The organism is Bacillus sp. 1A (assembly GCF_052682215.1).
In genome coordinates this window covers 6216030-6234995 of sequence record NZ_JBQYLZ010000001.1, presented here as the reverse complement: position 1 = coordinate 6234995, position 18966 = coordinate 6216030, and the positions used below count along the sequence as shown (strand labels likewise).

Here is an 18966-nt window from a genome sequence, read left to right as displayed (position 1 = left end):
TTATATTTTAAAAATTAATTAATTTTTAAAATATAAGTCTAGGAATATTTGAATAAATCTAAATTATCGTGTAGAATAATGTTGTAAAATGTAAACGTTTTTCTAAGGGGAGGCTAAAAAGAATGGTAGTAGCATACAAACATGAGCCATTTACAGATTTTTCAGTGGAGGCTAACAAATTAGCGTTTGAAGAAGGTTTAAAGAAAGTAGAATCTTATCTTGGACAAGACTATCCATTAATTATTGGGGGAGAAAAAATCACTACAGAAGACAAAATTGTTTCTGTAAACCCTGCAAATAAAGAGGAACTTGTTGGTCGCGTTTCAAAAGCAAGCCGTGAGTTAGCTGAAAAAGCAATGCAAGTAGCGGATGAAACATTCCAAACTTGGAGAAAATCAAAGCCAGAAATGCGTGCAGACATTTTATTCCGTGCTGCAGCAATCGTTCGTCGCAGAAAGCATGAATTCTCTGCTATTCTTGTAAAAGAAGCAGGTAAACCGTGGAATGAGGCAGATGCTGATACAGCAGAAGCAATCGACTTTATGGAATATTATGGTCGTCAAATGTTAAAATTAAAAAACGGAATTCCAGTAGAAAGCCGTCCAATTGAATATAATCGTTTCTCTTACATTCCATTAGGAGTAGGTGTTATCATTTCTCCTTGGAACTTCCCATTCGCAATTATGGCAGGTATGACAACAGCTGCTTTAGTTTCTGGTAACACAGTATTACTAAAACCAGCTAGTACAACTCCTGTAGTAGCAGCGAAATTCATGGAAGTATTAGAAGAAGCTGGCTTACCAGCTGGCGTAGTAAACTTCGTTCCAGGTAATGGTTCTGAAGTTGGTGACTACTTAGTAGATCACCCTCGTACACGTTTCGTGAGCTTCACTGGATCTCGTGATGTAGGTATCCGTATTTATGAGCGTGCAGCGAAAGTAAACCCAGGTCAAATTTGGTTAAAACGCGTTATCGCTGAAATGGGTGGTAAAGATACAATCGTTGTTGATAAAGAAGCAGATCTTGAATTAGCAGCTAAATCTATCGTAGCATCAGCATTCGGATTCTCAGGACAAAAATGTTCTGCATGTTCTCGTGCAGTAATCCATGAAGATGTATACGATCACGTATTAAATCGTGCTGTTGAATTAACGAAAGAATTAACAGTTGCTAATCCAGCTGTTTTAGGTACAAACATGGGTCCTGTTAATGACCAAGCTGCATTCGATAAAGTGATGAGCTATGTTGCAATTGGTAAAGAAGAAGGTAGAATCTTAACAGGTGGCGAAGGAGACGATTCTAAAGGCTGGTTCATCCAACCAACAATCGTTGCTGACGTTGCAGAAGATGCTCGCTTAATGAAAGAAGAAATCTTCGGACCAGTAGTAGCATTCTGTAAGGCAAAAGACTTTGATCATGCACTTGCAATTGCAAACAATACAGAATACGGTTTAACAGGTGCTGTTGTTACTAACAACCGTGACCATATTGAAAAAGCACGTGAAGAATTCCACGTGGGTAACTTATACTTCAACCGTGGATGTACTGGTGCAATCGTAGGTTACCAACCATTCGGTGGCTTTAACATGTCTGGTACAGACTCTAAAGCTGGTGGCCCTGACTACTTAGCGCTTCACATGCAAGCAAAAACTACTTCTGAAACTTTATAAGAAATAGTAGAAGAGATCTTCGCAGTCTGCGAAGATCTCTTTTTTTTTTTTTGAAAAAATTTCTATATGTGGATTAAGATGGATATAAGTAGAAAAACTAATAAAGTAATAAGGTTTACTTCAGTAAATAAGGTGTATTATATTTGTTGAATAGATTCTCTTTAGAGACAAGAAAAGTAGGTGAACAAAGTGGGAAAATATCAATTGGATTACAAAAGTCAGGTATCTGTGGCAAAGTTTCATGAAAAACAGACGCCTGCCAAATTTGATAAAAAGCAGCAAATTGAAAAATTGCGTGCGGAGTATTTGAAAAAGAAGCAAAAACAAACAGATAAATAATATGTTACGTTTTTGATAGGAGAAACTAGTTCTAATTACCGTATATTACCATTTGGTAATTAGAACTAGCTAAATCCTATTCATATCGGGATAAACATGTAAATAGAAACAAAACAACGAGAAAAGTTGACTTATTAGTCATATTTTTTAGTATTCATTTTAAGGATTTCCTGTATAATACAATTTGAAAGAAAATCTATGGTTTGACAAGAAACACTCTTTTCGGTTTTGCTCACTGAAGGGAGTGTTTTTTTGTAGCCACAAACTCCTCTGTACTCATTACAGTTGCATATACTCCATTTAAACTAGCCAAAATTGTGTTATGAATATAAACGGCTGGTATAGTAGCATTCTTAAAAGAAAGATCTTTTGTAGCACAAGCATCATGTATAACGGTACATGGAAAGCCGAAATCAAAAGCAGCCCTTACGGTAGCATCAATACACATATGAGTCATCATCCCGCATATGACGACGTGCTCAATGTCTAAACGTTGTAATTGTTCTAGAAGATCAGTTTCGCGAAAACTATTTGGATAATGTTTGAGTATAACGGTTTCTTCTCTAAGTGGACGTACGCTTTCATGAATATGTACACCTTCTGTATTGGGTAGGAAAAAAGTAGCGTCATCTTTTATTGCTACATGTTGGATATGAAAAATAGGTTCGTTTTTCGTTCTAAAGAGTTGTAGCAGCTGACGAGCATATTTGCTTGCTTCTACTGGATTACGCAATTCCATCTTTCCGTGTTGAAAATAATCATTTTGAATATCAACGAGTAAAAGAGCTGTTTTCATATATTTATCTTCCTCCGGTTTCATATTCAAATAATGGTATTCAATTTATAGAGGTGATTCTCCTTTTAAAAAAATATGAAGGAGAAGAATTTTACATAACTTTAAAAAGCAATATTATATTGTGATTTTTTATTTGAAAATTTTAATAGAGAAATAATTAATATTTTTCTAAAAAATGTATTGACTCCTATTATTCTGAGTTCTATAATGAGAATTAATTAAACGACAATTAAATCGATACATTCTTATCCAGAGAGGTGGAGGGACTGGCCCTACGATACCTCAGCAACGGGTTTTTTAATACCGTGCTAACTCCAGCAAGCCTTATAAAAGGCTTGGAAGATGAGAAGATGTGACCGAGTACATATAAGTGCTCTCCTTCTTATCTTTATGGTTGATAAGAAGGAGAGCACTTTTTATTTTACCTCGAAAGCTCTACTTCAAGTTTTTACAGCATATAGGAGGGGAAAAAATGATTTCTTTTAACAACGTAAGTAAAGTATATGAATCAGGTGGGCAATCTGTTCATGCGGTGGAGGATGTAACATTATCAGTTGAGAAGGGCGAAATTTTTGGCATTATCGGTTTTAGTGGCGCTGGAAAGAGTACGTTATTACGCCTAGTAAATATGTTAGAGAGACCAACGGCGGGAACGATTTCAATAGATGATAAAGATATTACATCACTATCGACGAAAGAATTACGGAAGCTAAGACAAAGAATCGGGATGATTTTTCAAAGTTTTAATTTATTTAATTCAAGAACAGTGTTTGGGAATATTGCTTATCCATTAAGGTTAGCGAAAGTACCAAAAAATGAGATGAAAGAAAGAGTAAATGAACTGCTAAAGTTTGTAGGATTAGAAGATAAAGCAAACTATTATCCAGAGCAACTATCAGGCGGACAAAAGCAGCGTGTTGGCATTGCAAGAGCACTTGCAACATCGCCAGACATTCTTATATGTGATGAGGCAACATCAGCTTTAGATCCAGAAACAACGACAGAAATTTTGAACTTATTAAAGAAAGTAAATCGAGAATACAATGTAACAATTCTTCTTATTACACATGAAATGCATGTTGTGAAAGAAATTTGTCACCGTGTAGCTGTAATGGAGAAGGGAAAGGTTATTGAAGAAGGAAAACTGTTTGATGTTTTCACACAACCAAAAACAAAGACAACTCAAAACTTTGTACGCTCCATTATTAATGATCATTTACCGGAAAGTGTTCTAGGGAAAATTCAAAATGGTGGACAGATTTATCGCTTAACATTTACTGGGGAAGAGACAGGGCAGCCGGTACTATCATATATCGCGAAAAACTATAACGTCGATGTAAACGTACTGTATGGAAATATTATTGAACTTCAAAATGTGCTATTTGGAAATCTACTTGTAGAACTACAAGGTGAGCAGAAAGAAATTCAAAAAGCATTACAACATCTAAGACTGCAAGTGCAGCTGAAGGAGGTAGAAGCTCATGCGAGTTGATTGGAGTATATTTTGGCCCCGCATAGTAGATGCGACGGGGGATACCCTCTTAATGGTAATCGTAACCCTTATATTTGCTACAATTCTCGGTATACCTCTAGGTTTACTATTGTATGTAACGAGGAAAGGAAACTTTTTAGAAAATAAATGGGTCTTTTCTATTCTTAATATCATTATTAATACAATTCGTCCGGTTCCATTCATCATCTTCTTAGTAGCTTTAAGTCCACTAACAAGAAGTGTTATCGGAACGACGATTGGAACAGCAGCAGCAATCTTTCCAATGACGTTAGTTGCGTCAATTGGTATTGCTAGAATGGTTGAAACAAATCTTGTTTCAGTTCCAAAGGGAGTTATTGAAGCAGCTCAAGCGATGGGTGCTTCACCATTTAGAATTGTTTTTGAAATTCTTGTACCAGAAGCGTTAGCGCCATTGATTTTAGGTGTTACGTTTATGACAGTTGGTTTAATTGAATTTTCTGCAGTTGCTGGGCTTGTCGGTGGTGGCGGTCTTGGTGACTTAGCGATGACATATGGTTATCAACGTTTTGATACATCAGTTATGTTCGTAACGGTCGTTTTACTTATTATTCTCGTACAGGTAGCTCAAAATTTAGGAAACTACTTTGCGAAAGTCTTTTTACGCAGATCATAAAAAGGAAGAGGGGAAAAGAAAATGAAGAAAATTTTAGCATTTGCATTATCAGCGATTGTAGGAATTTCAGCGTTAAGCGGCTGCTCAAGTGGAGACACGGGGGCAGGAGCAAAAGGGAAAGTAGTTCGCATTGGTGTAACTGGAACGGATGGAAACGCTTGGGAAATTGTAAAGGGAAAAGCTGAAAAAGAAGGGATTAAAGTTAAACTGATTGAGTTCTCTGATTACACAACGCCAAATAAAGCGTTAGCTGATGGAGATATTGAACTAAACTCATTCCAGCACGTTGCTTTCTTAGAGCAATTTAAAAAAGAGCATAAGTTAGATATTACAGCTGTCGGTACAACACAAATTGCACCAATGGGCTTATACTCTGAAAAATATAAGAAGGCAAATGAAATTCCAGATGGTTCAGAAATCGCGATTCCAAATGATCCAACGAACCAAGCTCGTGCATTAAAACTTCTTGATGCAGCTGGATTATTAAAGCTTAAGAAAGACTTTGGCTTATTCGGAGATCCAAGTGGCATTGCTGAAAATCCGAAGAAGTTAAAAATTACACCGGTTATCGCACAGCAAACACCTCGTGTATTAAAAGATGTTGCAGCTTCAGTTATTAATAACGGTGTTGCTGGTCAAGCTGGATTAGATCCAGCGAAGGATCCAATTTTCTTAGAAGATCCAAAGAATGAAAATGCGAAGCCATATATTAATATTTTCGCAGCTCGTACAAAAGATAAAGATGATCCAACACTGAAAAAAGTAATTGAACTATATCATTCAAAAGAAGTAACAGATGCAATTAAGAAAGAAACAAATGATGGTTCCATTTCAGTAGATCTTTCACTTGAGGAGCTTGAAAAAATCGTAAAATAATTATCGGGTTTAACGATTAACAGTAGGAACCCCTCCGCTGTTAGCTCGTTCAACATATAATCTACTTAACAAACAAAACCCTAATTCTGTACCTTCCAATTCTGTATAACGTAGAATCCAATGTTTGTTAAGTAGAGTGATGGACCAGGAGTTTTCCTGGTCTTTTTTTATGAATGAAAGTAGCTAGCGAATAGTAAGGTAATCCAAATTATAAAAGGGTAAGCAAATAAGCTGAAAATGAGTGTAATTATGAATTGTTTTTTATGAATGAGGTGTTTTTCGAATGAAAAAAAGAAAATAGAAAAAATCATAATGAAAACGGCTGATATTACGCCAGGATTATATGAACGATAAATGAAAAACAAAATAATATGTTGAACAGAGTTGAAGAATATCGCCCCCTGTATAAAAATAATCCAGTATATAGAAGACAAGAAGTTTAGTTGATATAGAAAGACGATAAGTAAGACAAAGATTGTTAATACGAAAATCGCAATGAAAAATTGTCGGCTTGTTATAAAATGAATTGAAAATTGATTAGCAAGATATTGTGGCATTTGAAAAGATTCTTCAAGGTTATGAACGAAAAATAATAAAGGAATGATCCAGAGTATAATAGTGGAATGTTTTTTCATCAACTTACATCACTCCAATAAAATATAGAAAGCCTAAAAAAGGCCCTCTATACAGGGATAGTTATTCAATTATGATACTTTTTACATTATCCTCATGATGCTCTTGTTTTTTCGGATAAGTAGCTAGTTCCTCTTGCAAAATGTTTAGTGCTTGCTTAGCTGATTGCTGGATTGGGGCAGGTAACTCTTCTAATATATTCATACCGACTTTTATTTTTGTACGAATTACCTTTCTTAGTAGTTCCTCATGCATGTACTACACCTCCAAATCGAATGTTTAGTACATCATCTTCGAATTTAGCTCCTTGAATAGAAAGGTGTGTTAACGTTTTTGGTAATGTGATGTTCCGTTTAACAGAACCAGCACGAATGATAAGCTCATCACCTTTTTGATTTAATGCAAGTTCACTTTTGTTTGAGAAGGGAATGGAGAGAACGAAAATATACTCATCGCCATCTTTTTTTACATATTGAGTGCGACCGTTAAATTTCACTTCCGTAGGAGAAGAATCTGATTTAAATAAAGCATCTCCTACACGCTCTAACATAGACAAACCGACAACCTCTTGTTCAAACATAGGAGCTTCGTAAATAGGAAGTGGATCAAAACTATTTTGAATTAATGTTTTATATTTCTTTTGGGTATCTTTCCAAGCTTGAAAATAAGAATCGGTGACAGCGTTAGGGATGACGCGGTTGATCATAATGGCATCTACGTTATAATCGTATAAGTTTAAATAAGTAAAGCTACGCTGAGCTTCTTTAATGACCATCTTTTCAGGATTTACAACGATGCGGATACTTGCTATGTCTCGGTTTGATAAAATATCTCTCATTTCTCCAAGTTGTTCAAGTGTATTCGTTAATTCGTCCATAATATCATCGGTTGGAAGGGGGACACCAAGAAGTGGTTGAGCTACAGGACGAACAACTTTTAAAACTTTTCTTTTAATAGGAAATAATTTTTCCATCCACCAGCCGAGCATGTCTGGAAAGCTGAGCATTGCTAATGTTTCTCCTGTTGGAGCACAATCAATGATAATAACATCATATGTGTTTTGTTTATAATAATCGAGTACCCGAAGTAAGCTAATTAAATCTTCCATACCAGGAAACATCGTTAATTCTTCTGTTGTAATATCATCAGCTGCTTTGGAGGTGAAGAGTAGCGTAATATATTTCTGTAATTTCCCCCAGCCTTTTTCCATCTCATAAATCGTATTAATTTCTTGTGCCCACAAATTTTCACGAATTTCTAATGGCTCAGAAGATAGCTTTATACCAAATGAATCTCCTAAACTATGAGCAGGATCTGTACTCATTACTAATGTTTTTAATCCTTGTTTTGCGCTTTGAAGTGCTGTTGCTGCTGAAATGCTAGTTTTTCCTACGCCGCCTTTACCTGTATACAAAATAATTCTCATTATTCTATCCCCTTTGTTTCGAGTATCGAATATTACGAATGCCGAAATAAAATGTTGAATAAAAACCCAACTAGGGTTTTATTCAATCCGAATGTTTTTCATTTTAGGTGTAGAAACCCTTTCTTCTGTTTTTTGCTGTGACGTAGCGATGTGATTCATGATCTTTTGGAAGATTTGTAGTAAGAATGCCTTTTCTTCTTCTGATAATGCTTCTGTCACTAGGTTAAAGTAATGGGCTGCATTTTGTTTTACTTCTTGGACGAGCGTTACGCCGTTTTCTGTTAAACGAATTAATACAATGCGTCGGTCGTTTTCATCACGGTACCTTTCAATATATCCCTTTTTTACGAGGCGATTTACAACACCTGTCGTTGTACTCATCGGTATATCAAGAAGGTCAGCAATTTTTGTCATTGTAATATCTGTATTTCGCTCCATCCAAAGTAAACAAAATACTTCTGTTTTAGAAAGTGTTAAATCTAGGCTTACCCATTCTTCAGGATAAAAAAGTTTCTTGGCGTTATCTAGCAGTAAGTCTAAAAAATGTTCATATTGCAACAATTATTTCCACTCCCGTATATTTCGAGGTTCGTAATATTTGTTTTTATTTTATGCAGAATTGAAATAAATGTCAATATTTTTGATTGTTTTTTCAGATTAGACAGAAAACTGACTTTGAAATGGTAGATTTATAAATATAAAACTAGAATTTACATAAAAATCCATCATGGTAAATATACTTATCTATAATGGATGCACAGCTAACGAGGGGGAGAACGATGAGAAGACGTAATACGCAAGCGTTCACGTTTTTAGCATGGACTTCATTTGTTTGCGCGCTTTCAGGTATGCTAATTGGAATTTATACGTTAGATGAAACGCTTAGTGTAAAAGGATATTATTTAATTGGAACATTATTTTTAACGATGTCTTGTTTTGTATTACAAAAAACAATTCGTGATAATGAAGAAGATAACGAGAGATTTCCGAAAAATAAACCGTTAGATAAAGAGTAAATCGTAAAGAAAGGCATTCGCCTTTCTTTTTTTATGTAAAAATGCAGTAAGTGCCGTGTGTTGACTTGCTTGAAGTACTGAAAATTTGGTATCATCAATAGTATTGTAGATTGAACGATATATTATGGAGGTGGCCTAGCCGTGTCAAGAATTTCCGTTGAGAATGTAAAGCACGTAGCACATTTAGCACGTCTTGCAATTACTGATCAAGAAGCTGAAAAATTTCAAAAACAACTAGATGCAATTGTTACATTTGCAGAACAGTTAAATGAATTAGATACAACTGATGTAAAACCAACAACTCATGTATTAACTATGAAAAATGTTATGCGTGAAGATGTACCAGAAAAAGGTTTACCAGTTGAAGAAGTATTAAAAAATGCACCGGATCACAAAGATAATCAAATCCGTGTTCCAGCAGTATTAGAATAGAGGAGGGGAATTTCGATGTCATTATTTGATCATTCCGTATCAGAGTTACATAAGAAGTTAAACAACAAAGAAATTTCCGTTACGGATTTAGTAGAAGAATCTTACAAACGTATTGCGGATGTTGAAGATAACGTAAAAGCTTTTCTTACATTAGATGAAGAAAACGCACGCGCGAAAGCGAAAGAATTAGACGCAAAAATCGGTGCTGAAGATAATGGTTTATTATTCGGTATGCCAATTGGTGTAAAAGATAACATTGTAACTAACGGTCTTCGTACAACTTGTGCGAGCAAAATGTTAGCAAACTTTGATCCAATTTATGATGCAACAGTTGTGCAAAAGCTAAAAGCTGCTGACACAGTTACAATCGGTAAGTTAAATATGGACGAGTTCGCAATGGGTTCTTCAAATGAAAACTCAGGTTTCTACGCTACGAAAAATCCATGGAACTTAGATTACGTTCCAGGCGGATCTAGTGGTGGTTCTGCAGCAGCTGTAGCAGCAGGAGAAGTATTATTCTCTCTAGGTTCTGATACGGGTGGTTCTATCCGTCAGCCAGCTGCATATTGCGGCGTTGTAGGTTTAAAACCAACTTACGGACGCGTATCTCGTTACGGATTAGTAGCATTCGCATCTTCACTTGACCAAATCGGACCGATTACACGTACAGTAGAAGATAATGCATATTTATTACAAGCTATTTCAGGTATTGACCGTATGGATGCAACTTCTGCTAACGTTGAAGTAGGAAACTACTTAGCTGGTTTAACAGGCGACGTTAAAGGTTTACGCATTGCTGTACCGAAAGAATACTTAGGAGAAGGTGTTGGCGAAGAAGCTCGTGAGTCAGTACTAGCTGCTTTAAAAGTATTAGAAGGTATGGGCGCAACTTGGGAGGAAGTATCTCTTCCACACTCTAAATACGCTCTAGCAACGTATTACTTATTATCTTCTTCTGAAGCATCTGCTAACCTTTCACGCTTTGATGGCGTACGTTACGGTGTTCGTTCTGATAATGTAAATAATTTATTAGACCTTTACAAAAACACACGTAGTGAAGGTTTTGGTGATGAAGTAAAACGTCGTATTATGCTTGGTACATTTGCACTTAGCTCTGGTTACTATGATGCATACTACAAGAAAGCACAACAAGTACGTACATTAATTAAAAACGACTTTGAAAATGTATTTGCTAACTACGATGTTATTATTGGACCAACAACGCCAACTCCGGCATTTAAAGTGGGCGAAAAAGTTGATGATCCAATGACAATGTATGCAAATGACATTTTAACAATCCCAGTAAACTTAGCGGGTGTTCCAGCGATTTCTGTTCCATGTGGATTCGGTGCTAACAACATGCCACTTGGTCTACAAATCATTGGTAAACACTTCGATGAAGCGACAATTTACCGCGTTGCACATGCGTTTGAGCAAGCAACAGACTATCATACAAAAAAAGCAAGTCTGTAAGGAGGCGAGCATAGATGAATTTAGAAACAATTATTGGTTTAGAGGTTCACGTTGAGTTAAAAACAAATTCGAAAATTTTCTCTGCGAGTCCAACAGAATTCGGAGCGGAGCCAAATACACAAACAAGTGTAATTGACTTAGGATACCCAGGGGTACTTCCTACTTTAAATAAAGAAGCAGTTAACTTTGCAATGAAAGCTGCAATGGCATTAAACTGTGAAATCGCAACGGAAACGAAGTTCGACCGTAAAAACTATTTCTACCCAGATAATCCGAAAGCTTACCAAATTTCTCAATTCGATAAGCCAATTGGTGAAAATGGTTGGATTGAAATTGAAGTAGACGGTAAAAAGAAACGTATCGGTATTACACGTCTTCATTTAGAAGAAGATGCTGGTAAATCAACGCATACAGCTGATGGTTCATTAGTAGACTACAACCGTCAAGGTATGCCTTTAATCGAGATCGTATCTGAGCCAGATATGCGTACGCCAGAAGAAGCATATGCATACTTAGAGAAGTTAAAATCAATCATTCAATACACTGGCGTATCTGATTGTAAGATGGAAGAAGGTTCCTTGCGTTGTGATGCGAACATTTCCCTTCGTCCAGTTGGACAAGAGAAGTTCGGTACGAAAGCGGAACTGAAAAACTTAAACTCATTCACTTACGTACAAAAAGGTCTTGAGCACGAGCAAGTGCGCCAAGAGAAAGAATTGTTATCTGGTGGTATCATCCAACAAGAAACACGTCGTTATGATGAAGCAACGAAGAAAACAATCTTAATGCGTGTGAAAGAGGGATCTGACGATTACCGTTACTTCCCAGAGCCAGACTTAGTTGAACTTTACATCGATGATGAGTGGAAAGAAGAAATTCGTGCTTCGATTCCAGAACTTCCAGATGCACGTAAAGCTCGCTACGTTGCAGAAATTGGCTTGCCAGCTTATGATGCACACGTATTAACATTAACGAAAGAGATGTCTGATTTCTTTGAAGCAGCAATTGAAGATGGAGCAGATGCGAAACTAACATCAAACTGGTTAATGGGTGAAGTGCTTGCATACTTAAACAAACAACAAAAAGAATTAAAAGACGTTGCATTAACGCCTGCTGGTTTATCTAAAATGGTTCAATTAATTGAAAAAGGTACAATTTCTTCTAAAATCGCGAAGAAAGTATTTAACGAATTAATTGAAAAAGGTGGAGACCCAGAAGAAATCGTTAAAGCGAAAGGTCTTGTTCAAATTTCTGACGAAGGTACACTTCGTAAAGTTGTAACAGAAATTCTTGATAATAATGAGCAATCTATCGAAGACTTTAAAAACGGTAAAGACCGTGCAATTGGCTTCTTAGTTGGTCAAATTATGAAAGCTACAAAAGGACAAGCAAATCCACCGCTTGTTAACAAAATCTTACTTGAAGAGATTAATAAGCGATAATAGTAATAACTTGTAAAGATTAAGCAGAAAAACACCCGTACATGGGTGTTTTTCTAGGTTAATCAAACGTTTGTTTAAATGAGAGAGAATCGTTTAAACAAACGTTTGATTAACTGTCAAAAGTGTAAAAATGTTTGTATAGCAACTATGGTATGATAGTTGCAAAAAGGTGGGAATAATGATAAATCTAGACATAGAGGTTTTTTTTCATCTCATGAAATAATAGATAATTATTATTCGTTATATGTAAATTGTTGTGAGGAAATAGATGGACATAAATTTTTTGTCAAATAAAACAAAACCATTGAAATGAATATTTATTTTTGATGGACTACACGAATCGGGTTCTTACTGCCTGTTTGAGCGAGATAAAAGAAGGATAGGAAGATGAGAGGAGGTAGGCATGGGAATACTGAATAGAAGTTCGGTATGTTCTTTTTCAATATATAAAGAAATTTCCTGTGCTAATAAATGATGAAGCGAGCAAGAATTATTTATAATCCTACTTCTGGGCGTGAGCTATTTAAGAAAAGCTTACCGGAAGTATTACAAAAATTAGAACAAGCTGGATATGAAGCGTCTTGTCATGCGACAACTGGTCCTGGAGATGCGACTGTGGCAGCGAGGCAAGCTGCGGATCGTAAGTTTGATGTTGTTATCGCAGCTGGTGGTGATGGTACATTAAATGAAGTGGTGAACGGCTTAGTAGGACATGAACATCGTCCGAAGTTTGGAATTATTCCAGTTGGAACGACAAATGATTTTGCGCGTGCGATCGGTGTACCTCGTGCTATTGAAGAGGCTGCGGATATTATTTGTGAAGGGAAAACAGTTCCGTTAGATCTTGGTAGAGCGAATGATACATATTTCATTAATATCGCTGGTGGCGGCCGTATTACAGAGTTAACATATGAAGTGCCAAGTAAGCTAAAGACGGTATTAGGCCAACTTGCTTACTATTTAAAAGGAATCGAAATGTTACCGTCATTACATCCAACATATGTTGAAATTGAGTATGATGGGAAATTACTACAAGAAGAAATTACGATGTTTTTAATTACGAATACTCGTTCAGTGGGCGGCTTTGAAAAGGTAGCACCATATGCATCGATTAACGATGGATTATTTGATTTATTAGTACTGAAAAAAGGTTCTATTGCTGACTTAATTAAAGCAGCAACACAAGCGCAGCGTGGTGAACATATTAACAATCCAAAAGTACTATACACACAAGCAAATCGAATTAAAGTGCATTCACCAGATAAACTAATGATTAACTTAGACGGTGAATACGGTGGAGATGCACCGATGGAATTCGAAAATATATATCATTGTCTTGAACTATTTGTTCCTGAACAACAAGAGGGTGCCCTGTAAAGGCATCCTTTTTATTATATAGAGGAATTGTAAATTGGAAGTTAGTTTGATTTTTATGGTATTTTTACAATTCGTTTATTTTATATCCATACTTTATTGATACACTGGAGGAGATAAGAAACGAGAGGTAGGATGCTATGGAGAAGGTAAAGGCAATACTATTTGATAAAGATGGGACATTAATGGATTTTCATTCAATTTGGATAAAAGTAGCTGAAGAGCTTGTCGCTGAATGTATAAAATTATATCAACTCCCACAGTCAATGCAGCAGGCTTTATTAAAAGAAATCGGTGTGGATGGGGCATTTGTTCATCCTCGTAGTGCAATAGCTGCTGGAACAAGCCTCGATGTAGCAAAGGGGCTTTGTAAGTATATTATGTCATCTAAGGAAGCGGAAATGCATGAGTGGGTAAGTGAAAAATTATTTTCTCTTATGTATGAACACCGCTCCTATATGAAAATGACGGCGGATTTACCGAGGATTTTACAAGGTTTAAAGGATAGAGGATTTATTTTAGGTGTTGTGACAGCTGATGATTTTGCACCAACAGAATTATTTTTGAAACAATATCAATTAGAGTCCTTTTTTGATTATGTTGTAGCTTCAGATACATTTCCGGCACAAAAACCAGATAAAAGAATTGTAGAATCGTTTTGTGAAAGGTTTCATTTAGAGGCGTGTGAAGTAGCGGTCGTTGGAGATACACCAACTGATTTATATTTAGCGAAAAATGGCGGCGATTGCTATGCAATTGGAGTACTGTCTGGCACAGGAGATCGTCAAACGTTAGAACCACTTGCGGATTTAGTAGTACAATCTGTTGGGGAGTTTATTTCTCATTCGGGTGAGTTGATTTGGGAACAAGGAAAGTCTAATGTGTAAGAAAAATAAGTCTATAAGGACTCTTAATGAGTCTTTATAGACTTATTTTTTATGTCGACATAGAAGGTATGCAGGATGAATGCTGGGAAAGAACGTTGGCATACATTTTGCAATGAAAAGAGAAAACAATGTAAAGAAAAGGATGGGGTACGTAATGAACACAAAAAAATTTGCTAAAGTAAATGAACAAATTCCTGGACCGAAAGCAGCGTCTTTATTAGAACGCCGCCAAAATATAGTACCAAAAGGAGTAAGTAACGGCATCTCAACGTTTGTACAATCTGCAAATGGTGCTCTTGTAACAGATGTTGATGGCAATCAGTACATTGATTTCGCAGGAGCAATCGGAACAATTAACGTAGGACATTGTCATCCAGCTGTTAAAGAAGCGCTCCATAAACAAGTAGATCAATACATTCATACTGGATTTAATGTCATGATGTATGAGCCATATATTGAATTAGCAGAAAAACTTGCGGCATTAGCACCAGGAAGTTTTGATAAGCAAGTACTATTTTTAAATAGTGGTGCAGAAGCGGTTGAGAACGCTGTAAAAATCGCTCGTAAATATACAAAAAGACCTGGTATTATTGCTTTTTCTAAAGGATTCCATGGGCGTACATTAATGACAATGACGATGACAAGTAAAGTAAAGCCATATAAATTTGGATTTGGTCCATTCGCTCCAGAAGTATATAAAGCGCCGTTTCCGTACGAATATCGCCGCCCAGAAGGATTAACGGAAGAGCAGTACGATGACTTTATGATTGAAGAGTTTAAGAATTTCTTCATATCAGAAGTAGCACCAGAAACAATTGCAGCCGTTGTAATGGAACCTGTTCAAGGGGAAGGCGGGTTTATCGTTCCAAGTAAGAAGTTTGTGCAAGAAGTACGCAATATTTGTTCAGAACACGGCATCTTATTTGTAGCTGATGAAATTCAAACAGGATTTAGCCGTACAGGAAAATACTTTGCCATTGATCATTATGATGTCGTTCCAGATTTAATTACGGTATCTAAATCATTAGGCGCTGGTGTACCAATTAGTGGCGTTATTGGGCGCAAGGAAATTATGAATGAGTCTGCGCCAGGAGAGCTGGGTGGAACTTATGCAGGAAGCCCACTAGGATGTGCAGCAGCATTAGCAGTGCTTGATGTAATAGAAAAAGAGAATTTAAATGATAGAGCGATAGAATTAGGAAAAGTTGTAATGAATCGATTCGAAGAGATGAAAAATAAATATAATTGCATCGGTGATGTGCGTGGTTTAGGAGCAATGTGTGCATTCGAGCTTGTTCAAGATCGGAAGACGAAAGCACCTGATAAAACGTTAACAGCTAATTTGTGCGCAGAGGCAAATAAACGCGGATTACTCCTACTATCAGCAGGGACATACGGTAATGTTATTCGTGTATTAATGCCATTAGTTATTACAGATGAGCAACTTGAAGAAGGATTAACAATAATTGAAGAATCATTGCAAGTCTGTTATGAGAAAGCAAATACTGCTCGTGTTTAAAAGCTAAATAATAAATCGCAAACATTCTAGCTAACTCTATATAAAGTGCAGAAAATTCACTTTATAATAAAGGTAGTGAAGTGAATCGATGGATTAGAAGTTAGGGGTGGCTAGGATGGTTGGAGAAAAGGAACGAGTGTTAATGGATTTACAAGATGTATTTGAATATGCGTTTGACGAAATTTTTGTGACTGATGAAAAGGGAATCGTTGTGCGTGTAAATAGTACATGTGAAAGGCACTATCAACTAGCTGCTAAAGAGTTAGTAGGTAAGCATGTGAAAGAATTGCAGAAGGATGGTATCTTTTATCCATCGGCAACGTTAGAAGTAATTGAAAAAAAGAGACCGATTGAACTCGTTCAAACGACAAAATCAGGAGAGTATTTACACGTTCGTACAAGGCCTGTTTTTGATAATGAGGGAAATTTAAGAAGAGTAATTAGTTATTCTCGTGATCTTACAGAGCTCTACCAATTACGTCAAAAGGTAGAGGAAATGGATAATCAGTTAAAAACATATAAAAGAGAATTAAGAGAAACATATGAACATGAAGGACTTATTTTTAAAAGTATCGCTATGCAAAAAATAGTCGAGACAATCAAGAAAATATCCGTGGTAGATAGTACAGTTCTCGTTTTAGGTGAGACAGGAGTAGGGAAGAGTCGATTAGTACGTCATTTACATGAAGTGAGTAACAGGAAGAATGAAAGTTTCTATGAAATTAATTGTGCGGCATTGCCAACGAATTTAATTGAATCAGAGCTTTTTGGATACTCAGGTGGATCTTTTACAGGTGCGAATCGTGAAGGAAAAAAGGGATTATTAGAATCAGCTCATAAAGGAACTCTTTTCTTAGATGAAATTGGCGAAATGCCACTTGAAATTCAAGCGAAACTTTTGCAAGTGTTGCAAGAAAAAACGTTTCGTCCTATTGGCGGAAGAGAATTAAAAAAAGTGGATGTTAGAATTGTAGCGGCAACAAATCGAGATTTAAGTATGATGGTGAAACAAGGAACATTCCGGAAAGATTTATATTATCGTCTGAATGTCATTCCAATTTTAATTCCGCCACTCAGGGAAAGAACCGAAGACATTTTGCCGCTCATTTATCATTATTTACAGCACTTTAACGAGAAATATGGCCGGAATGTAAAATTAGCACCTAGCACATTACAAATGTTTGTTGGTTACCCGTGGGAAGGAAATAATAGAGAAATTGAAAATGTGATTGAGAGAATTGTTATAACTGCTGATGATATCGTTACGATAGAAGATTTGCCAATAGCGATGCAAGAATCAACGGTTGAACAGTCCGGTCAAAGTCTCTATAAAATGTTAGAAGAAGTAGAACGGAATATTATTTTGAAAGCATATAAAACATATGGATCGAGTTATAAAGTAGCGGAGTTTTTAAAAATAAGTCAATCTGCTGCCACTAGGAAGATAAAGAAACTTATAGAGGAGGAAGAAAACAGTGGATAAAAAAGCGACGTTTGTAAATGTAGAGAAAAAGGCGATGTATATAAATGGTGAGTGGATTACATTGCAAGAACAAATCGAAGTAAATAATCCAGCAACGAAGGAAATATTTGCGACGGTACCAAAGGGCGGGGTAACAGAGGCAAAGCAAGCTGTTGATGCTGCTCATGAAGCTTTTAAATCATGGTCTAAGTTAACAGCGGCAGACCGTGCAGTGAAGTTAAAAAAATGGTTCACACTTATCGATGGAAATAAAGAAGAGATTGCAGCGATTATGACGAGGGAACAAGGAAAGCCGTTTGTAGAAGCACTTGGTGAAGTGAATTATGCAAATAGCTTTGTTGAATGGTATGCAGAAGAAGGAAAACGCGTATACGGTGAAATGATTCCTGCTTCTCATCCAAATAAACGTATTTTAGTTATGAAGCAACCAGTTGGGGTTATGGCAGCTATTACACCTTGGAATTTCCCGGCTGCTATGATTACGAGAAAGGTAGCCCCGGCGCTTGCAGCAGGATGTACAGCAGTTGTAAAACCTGCAAGTCAAACGCCATTAACTGCGTTGAAATTAGCTGAATTAGCTCATGAAGCGGGCATTCCAAAAGGCGTAATAAATATTGTAACAGGCAGTGCGAAAGCAATTGCTGATACGTGGATGGAAGATGGACGTGTTCGAAAAGTTTCCTTTACAGGATCAACTGAGATTGGGAAAGAATTAATGGCTAGTGCTGCACAAACGATGAAAAAGGTTTCACTTGAGTTAGGTGGTCACGCGCCGTTTATTGTTATGAATGATGCGGACTTAGATAAAGCTGTAGAGGCGGTAATCGGTTCGAAATTCCGTAACGCAGGACAAACGTGTATATGTACAAATCGAGTATTTGTTCAGGAAGAAGTGTATGAAGTATTTGCAGAGAAGTTTCAAAAGGCAGTAGGGCAGTTAAAAGTAGGAGACGGTTTCGGTGATGGAACGACTGTAGGACCACTTATTGACGAGAATGCAGTTTCGAAAGTACAGGAACATATTGAAGATGCTATTCAAAAGGGTGGAACAGTTTTATTTGGTGGTCAAAAGGTTGCAGAGCTAGATGGACACTTTATGCAACCAACTGTAATTGGATTGGCGAACGATACGATGCTTTGTATGAATGAAGAAACATTCGGACCAGTAGCACCAGTTGCGAAATTTAAAACGGTTGAAGAAGTAATCGAACGTGCAAATCATACACCATATGGCTTAGCTGCTTATATTTTCACAAAAGATATTAGTCAAGCATTCCAAGTTAGCGAGGCATTAGAGTACGGTATTATCGGATTAAATGATGGACTTCCATCAGTTGCACAAGCACCGTTTGGTGGCTTTAAAGAAAGTGGTATTGGCCGTGAAGGAGGGCATTTCGGTATCGAGGAATATTTAGAAATTAAATATATTTCATTAGGACTATAAGTAGTATAC

At 36.6% G+C, this 18966-nt stretch carries 19 protein-coding genes and 1 riboswitch; of the genes, 14 read left to right on the top strand and 5 right to left on the bottom strand.

Annotated features, from left to right (window positions below; all coding sequences use genetic code 11):
• Positions 1-122: 122 nt before the first annotated feature.
• Both pruA and ACUN0F_RS31870 read left to right on the top strand, forming a co-directional pair.
• Complete coding sequence (pruA, locus tag ACUN0F_RS31875) at positions 123-1670, top strand: L-glutamate gamma-semialdehyde dehydrogenase (protein WP_445540777.1); 1548 nt, start codon at positions 123-125, stop codon at positions 1668-1670.
• A gap of 189 nt (positions 1671-1859) precedes the next feature.
• Positions 1860-2009, top strand: coding sequence for a hypothetical protein (locus ACUN0F_RS31870; protein WP_000521654.1), 150 nt, complete (start codon positions 1860-1862; stop codon positions 2007-2009).
• Between the two features lie 232 nt (positions 2010-2241).
• Here ACUN0F_RS31870 and ACUN0F_RS31865 read toward each other — a convergent pair whose 3' ends face one another.
• On the bottom strand, positions 2242-2805 hold the full coding sequence (locus ACUN0F_RS31865) for a cysteine hydrolase family protein (protein WP_033662632.1): 564 nt from the start codon (positions 2803-2805) through the stop codon (positions 2242-2244).
• A gap of 242 nt (positions 2806-3047) precedes the next feature.
• A riboswitch (SAM riboswitch) is annotated at positions 3048-3154 on the top strand.
• A gap of 123 nt (positions 3155-3277) precedes the next feature.
• Between ACUN0F_RS31865 and ACUN0F_RS31860 the strand changes: the two genes are divergently transcribed.
• From ACUN0F_RS31860 to ACUN0F_RS31850, 3 genes are read left to right on the top strand one after another with little or no spacing between them, the layout of a single operon-like run.
• A complete protein-coding gene (locus tag ACUN0F_RS31860; protein WP_445540776.1) occupies positions 3278-4297 on the top strand; it encodes a methionine ABC transporter ATP-binding protein in 1020 nt (339 codons plus the stop codon).
• Entirely contained in the window at positions 4287-4952 is a 666-nt protein-coding gene (locus ACUN0F_RS31855) for a methionine ABC transporter permease (protein ID WP_001261880.1), read from the top strand. The genes ACUN0F_RS31860 and ACUN0F_RS31855 overlap by 11 nt, the downstream gene beginning before the upstream one ends.
• A 21-nt stretch (positions 4953-4973) precedes the next feature.
• Positions 4974-5828, top strand: coding sequence for a MetQ/NlpA family ABC transporter substrate-binding protein (locus tag ACUN0F_RS31850; protein ID WP_445540775.1), 855 nt, complete (start codon positions 4974-4976; stop codon positions 5826-5828).
• 167 nt (positions 5829-5995) lie between these two features.
• Here the strand turns inward: ACUN0F_RS31850 and ACUN0F_RS31845 are convergent, their stop codons facing one another.
• From ACUN0F_RS31845 to ACUN0F_RS31830, 4 genes are all read right to left on the bottom strand, one after another.
• Positions 5996-6463 carry an HXXEE domain-containing protein gene (locus ACUN0F_RS31845; protein ID WP_327958702.1) on the bottom strand — a complete coding sequence of 156 codons (468 nt, stop codon included), beginning with the start codon at positions 6461-6463 and terminating at the stop codon, positions 5996-5998.
• A 61-nt stretch (positions 6464-6524) separates the two neighbouring features.
• The gene (locus ACUN0F_RS31840) at positions 6525-6716 is read right to left on the bottom strand and encodes a DUF3926 domain-containing protein (RefSeq protein ID WP_445540774.1); all 192 of its coding nucleotides are present in this window, start codon (positions 6714-6716) and stop codon (positions 6525-6527) included.
• The gene (locus ACUN0F_RS31835; RefSeq protein ID WP_088121170.1) at positions 6709-7890 is read right to left on the bottom strand and encodes an ArsA family ATPase; all 1182 of its coding nucleotides are present in this window, start codon (positions 7888-7890) and stop codon (positions 6709-6711) included. The genes ACUN0F_RS31840 and ACUN0F_RS31835 overlap by 8 nt, the downstream gene beginning before the upstream one ends.
• 75 nt (positions 7891-7965) lie before the next feature.
• On the bottom strand, positions 7966-8448 hold the full coding sequence (locus tag ACUN0F_RS31830; RefSeq protein WP_445540773.1) for a MarR family winged helix-turn-helix transcriptional regulator: 483 nt from the start codon (positions 8446-8448) through the stop codon (positions 7966-7968).
• 218 nt (positions 8449-8666) lie between these two features.
• On the opposite strand from ACUN0F_RS31830, the gene ACUN0F_RS31825 reads away from it, so the two are divergent.
• The 9 genes from ACUN0F_RS31825 to gabD all read left to right on the top strand — a co-directional run bounded on the left by ACUN0F_RS31825 (position 8667) and on the right by gabD (position 18957).
• On the top strand, positions 8667-8903 hold the full coding sequence (locus tag ACUN0F_RS31825) for a YiaA/YiaB family inner membrane protein (RefSeq protein ID WP_001254393.1): 237 nt from the start codon (positions 8667-8669) through the stop codon (positions 8901-8903).
• A gap of 141 nt (positions 8904-9044) precedes the next feature.
• Positions 9045-9335 (top strand): Asp-tRNA(Asn)/Glu-tRNA(Gln) amidotransferase subunit GatC, encoded by a 291-nt coding sequence (gatC, locus tag ACUN0F_RS31820; RefSeq protein WP_000086999.1) that lies wholly within the window; start codon positions 9045-9047, stop codon positions 9333-9335.
• Between the two features lie 15 nt (positions 9336-9350).
• Positions 9351-10808, top strand: a complete 1458-nt coding sequence (gene gatA, locus ACUN0F_RS31815; protein WP_000051449.1) for an Asp-tRNA(Asn)/Glu-tRNA(Gln) amidotransferase subunit GatA — start codon at positions 9351-9353, stop codon at positions 10806-10808.
• A gap of 14 nt (positions 10809-10822) precedes the next feature.
• A complete protein-coding gene (gene gatB / locus ACUN0F_RS31810) occupies positions 10823-12250 on the top strand; it encodes an Asp-tRNA(Asn)/Glu-tRNA(Gln) amidotransferase subunit GatB (protein ID WP_001047688.1) in 1428 nt (475 codons plus the stop codon).
• A gap of 471 nt (positions 12251-12721) precedes the next feature.
• Positions 12722-13627: a diacylglycerol kinase gene (locus tag ACUN0F_RS31805; protein WP_000977670.1), complete on the top strand. Its 906-nt coding sequence runs from the start codon at positions 12722-12724 to the stop codon at positions 13625-13627.
• Between the two features lie 137 nt (positions 13628-13764).
• Positions 13765-14511, top strand: a complete 747-nt coding sequence (locus ACUN0F_RS31800) for an HAD family hydrolase (RefSeq protein WP_445540772.1) — start codon at positions 13765-13767, stop codon at positions 14509-14511.
• Positions 14512-14665: 154 nt separating this feature from the next.
• Positions 14666-16030, top strand: a complete 1365-nt coding sequence (gabT, locus tag ACUN0F_RS31795) for a 4-aminobutyrate--2-oxoglutarate transaminase (protein ID WP_046958894.1) — start codon at positions 14666-14668, stop codon at positions 16028-16030.
• A 115-nt stretch (positions 16031-16145) separates the two neighbouring features.
• Positions 16146-17513, top strand: a complete 1368-nt coding sequence (locus tag ACUN0F_RS31790) for a sigma-54 interaction domain-containing protein (RefSeq protein WP_445540771.1) — start codon at positions 16146-16148, stop codon at positions 17511-17513.
• Complete coding sequence (gene gabD / locus ACUN0F_RS31785) at positions 17506-18957, top strand: NADP-dependent succinate-semialdehyde dehydrogenase (RefSeq protein WP_264462501.1); 1452 nt, start codon at positions 17506-17508, stop codon at positions 18955-18957. The genes ACUN0F_RS31790 and gabD overlap by 8 nt, the downstream gene beginning before the upstream one ends.
• The last annotated feature ends 9 nt before the right edge of the window (positions 18958-18966 follow it).